This window comes from Polaromonas sp. P1_G2, assembly GCF_056405515.1.
Map to the genome: position 1 here is coordinate 1 of NZ_JBFUBY010001130.1, position 454 is coordinate 454.

At 62.6% G+C, this 454-nt stretch carries 1 protein-coding gene; it reads right to left on the reverse strand.

Annotated elements, in window-relative coordinates:
• Window positions 1-435, reverse strand: a 435-nt coding sequence (locus tag AC1D0P_RS29400; RefSeq protein ID WP_477679960.1) for an alcohol dehydrogenase catalytic domain-containing protein, incomplete at its 3' end; no start/stop codon positions are given.
• Between the last annotated feature and the right edge of the window lie 19 nt (window positions 436-454).

Below are 454 nucleotides of genomic sequence, written 5' to 3' on the forward strand. Positions count from 1 at the left end.
GTGAACTGCGTTGCCGAACGGATCGAAGATCGCAGCGACTTCGTCCGGCACGTCGTCGGGAATGGAGACGACATTATGCTCGGGAATGCAGACGAATTCGCCGAAAGAGCCCGGCCGGTTGACGCCGACGCCGAGCGTGTTGTGGCAGAGATGGCCGCGGCCGGCGCGGCAATTGCGGCATTTGCCGCAGACGATATGCCCCTCGCCCGACACACGCTCGCCGACATGGTATTTGGTGACGGCGGAACCGATCTCGGCGATCTCGCCGACGAATTCATGGCCGGTGACCATCGGCACGGGAATGGTCTTCTGCGCCCACTGGTCCCAGTTCCAGATATGCACATCGGTGCCGCAGATCGCCGATTTCTTCACCTTGATCAGCACATCGTTCGGCCCCGGCTCCGGCACCGGCACATGTTCCATCCACAGCCCCATCTCGGGCTTCGCCTTCACC